The sequence below is a fragment of the Fretibacterium sp. genome, from assembly GCF_057312375.1.
Map to the genome: position 1 here is coordinate 1 of NZ_DBHLDX010000113.1, position 2,988 is coordinate 2,988.

Below are 2,988 nucleotides of genomic sequence, written 5' to 3' on the forward strand. Positions count from 1 at the left end.
GTTTCCCTAATTCCCGTCCCCGGAATCGTCGCCTCCAAAGAGCCCCAGCATGTCCGAGAGGTCCACGCTGTCCTCCTCGTTGCGCGCCTTGATGGACTCCACCTCGATCTCCAGCTTCCTCTTGGTGTCGAGGACCTTCAACGCCTGCTCCAGGCTTTGGAATGCGGCGTCCCGATAGCCCCGATCGTAGAGCTCCACCGCCGCGTTGGTGATAAAGCCGCCCAGAAATGCCTCGAACTTCCTGGCCGTGGCAGCGGCCTCGTCCCCCTCGCCCTGGTACTTGCTCGTGAACTTCTCGACCTCCCAGCTCAGCATATCCTTGCTGATCCGCGAGAGCTCATCCAGCATCCTGTCGAAGTCGGTCTTCTGTGACGTGGAGTCCACGTAGCGCTCCCTGGAGCTCACGTCGTACTGGAGGGTGAAATCGTCCTTTTTCTCTAGAGCCTGTTCGTCAGGAGCGGCCGCCTCCGGCTTTGGCGCCTTCGTCCGCTTCCGCGTCGAGGCCGACGCTCCAGCCTTTGTCTGCTTCCGCGTTTCCTTTTCAGCGCCTGCGGCGTCAAGCGCACCTTTATCCTGCTTCTTGATGATGTCCACCCCCGTGTGTCCCAGCCCCGTATTCCGACCGCCTTGCAGGGCGCTTATCTCGTGTCAGCGCGACGTTAGCGGCATGAAGCCGCTCCACACCGCCCGTTGAAGTATACCAGAAAAACGAAAAACAGGGGAAAAGATTCCCCAATCCGCAGGCTACGGCGGCTCCAGAGGTCGCTCTACGCTTTGAGCTGGCGGGCCATGACCTCGTTGACCCTCCTGACGAACGACGCGGGGTCCTCCACCGGCGCCCCCTCCAGGATCAGGGACTGGTCGTAGAGGATGGAGAGGAGGTCGGAAGTTTCCGGGGCCTTCTGCTTCGCCAGCTCCATCAGGCGCTTGATCAGCGGATGGCCGACGTTCAGCTCAAGGACCCGCTTCTGCGCCGGAGGGGTCTGCCCCATGGCGCGCATGAGCTGCTCCATCTGAAACGAGAGCCCGTTCGCATCCCGAAGGCACGCGGGGGAGCTCGTCAAGCTCAGGGAGGGGCGCACCTCCTGAAGCCGGTCGGACATCGCCGCCATCGCCTGCTCCCTCAAGGGCGCAAAGTCGGCCTCCATCCCCTTGAGCTCCTCTTCGCGTCGCTCCTTCTCCTCGCCGCTCTCCGGTACATCGGAGTCAAGGCCGGCGTTCAGGAGCTTTATCGAGTCCGCCTCAGGTCCCTCCGCAAGGATGACCTCATCGACGGGGTCCGTCATCAGGAGGACCTCAAGGCCCTTCGCGGCGAAGGGCTCCAGCTTGGGGGAGGCCTTCAGCGCCGAAAGGCTGCGCCCGGTGAGGCAGTAGATCCCCTTCTGCTCCGGCTGCATGCGCTTCCGGTACTCCTCAAGCGTCGTCGCGCCCTCCTGGGCCGTGGTGTGGAAGAGCGCCAGGTCCAGGATCGTCGCCGCGTGCTCGCGGTCCTGGATGACGCCTTCTTTCAGGATGCGGCCAAAGGCGTTCCAGAACCTCTCGTACTTCTCCCGGTCGCCCTCAAGCATCTTCTTCAGCTCGCTGAACACCTTTCGCTGCGTGCTGCGACGGATGATGCGGGTGATGGGGTCCTCCTGAAGGATCTCGCGCGAGATGTTCAGGGGGAGGTCGTCCGAGTCCACGACGCCCCTCATGAAGCGCATGTACTCCGGGATCAGCGCCTGACAGTCGTTCATGATAAAGACCCGATTGATGTAAAGGCTGATTCCCCCGGCCTTCGGGTTCATAAAGAGGTCCAGCGGGGCCTCCGCCGGAACGAAGAGCAGCCCCTTGAAGCTGGTGGCCCCCTCCGCGTTCAGGCGCATGTGCGCCAGCGGCTCCTTCCAGTCGTGGGTCAGGTGGCGGTAGAATTCGCGGTACTCCTCCTCCGTAACCTCGCCCTCCTCCCGACGCCAGATCGCCTTTTGGGAGTTCAGGACCTCGTCCTCGACGGTCTCTTTTCCGTCCTTTTTCCGCACGACCGGCATCACGACGGGCCAGGCGATGAAGTCCGAGTACTGCCTGATGACGTCGCGGACCGTCCACTCCTCGGAGTAGTCCTTCTCGCCCTCCTTCACCGGGCGCAGCCAGAGCGTCACGGACGTCCCGCACTCGTCGCGGCTGGCGTCCGCCACCGTGAACTCCCCTTCCCCGGCGGAGTTGAACCGGCAGGCGGTTGCCTCGCCCAGCTTGCGCGTCACGACCTCAACGCGGTCCGCCGCCATGAAGGCGGAGTAGAAGCCCACCCCGAACTGTCCAATCATCCGCTCCCCCGCGGCCGTGTCCTCCTTCGCCGCTGCCAGGAACTCGCGCGTTCCGGACTTTGCGATCGTCCCCAGGTAGCGGACCACCTCGTCGCGGGTCATCCCGATGCCGTTATCCGCCACGGTCAGGGTGCGCTTCTCCCTATCCAGGCTCACGCGGATCTCGCCCTTGAAGTCCGCCAGCTCGCTGTCCTTCAGCCGCTCGATGCGCCGCTTGTCGAGCGCGTCGGATGCGTTCGAGATCAGCTCGCGCAGGAAGATATCCCGGTTGGAGTAGACCGAGTGGATCATCATCCTCAAAAGCTCGGCGGCCTCCGATTGAAATTGAAACGTCTCCTCAGCCATGTACGACCGTCCCCTCCGGGGCAGGGCGTCAACCGCCGTGCCCCCATAAATCACAAAGCCGAGGACAATCTGCCCTCGGCGTCTCACTGCAAAGCACTTCGGCACAAACGTGAACTAGTTGGCCGCCTCTTCCTCCCCCACGGTCAGGACCTTGCGCCCGCGATAGTAGCCGCAGGCCGCGCAGGCGCGGTAGGCCTGCACCTTCTCCCCACAGCGGGGGCAGCTCTGGAACTCCGGCGCGGAGAGCGCGCCAAGCCACTGGGCCTTGCGCTGTGCCGTGCGGGAGTGGGATGTCTTTCTCTTCGGTGTTGCCATGTTACTACCTCCTAAGCGACCAATA

3 protein-coding genes are annotated in these 2,988 nt (G+C 63.5%); all 3 read right to left on the reverse strand.

Translation table 11 applies throughout. The features are described 5' to 3' along the window. Window positions 1-6 precede the first annotated feature (6 nt). Window positions 7-594 carry a hypothetical protein gene (locus ACO41U_RS10205; protein ID WP_485943710.1) on the reverse strand — a complete coding sequence of 196 codons (588 nt, stop codon included), beginning with the start codon at window positions 592-594 and terminating at the stop codon, window positions 7-9. A gap of 173 nt (window positions 595-767) precedes the next feature. Further along, the gene (htpG, locus tag ACO41U_RS10210) at window positions 768-2,648 is read right to left on the reverse strand and encodes a molecular chaperone HtpG (protein WP_485943712.1); all 1,881 of its coding nucleotides are present in this window, start codon (window positions 2,646-2,648) and stop codon (window positions 768-770) included. A 114-nt stretch (window positions 2,649-2,762) separates the two neighbouring features. Then, window positions 2,763-2,963, reverse strand: a complete 201-nt coding sequence (gene rpmF / locus ACO41U_RS10215) for a 50S ribosomal protein L32 (RefSeq protein WP_015556570.1) — start codon at window positions 2,961-2,963, stop codon at window positions 2,763-2,765. Between the last annotated feature and the right edge of the window lie 25 nt (window positions 2,964-2,988).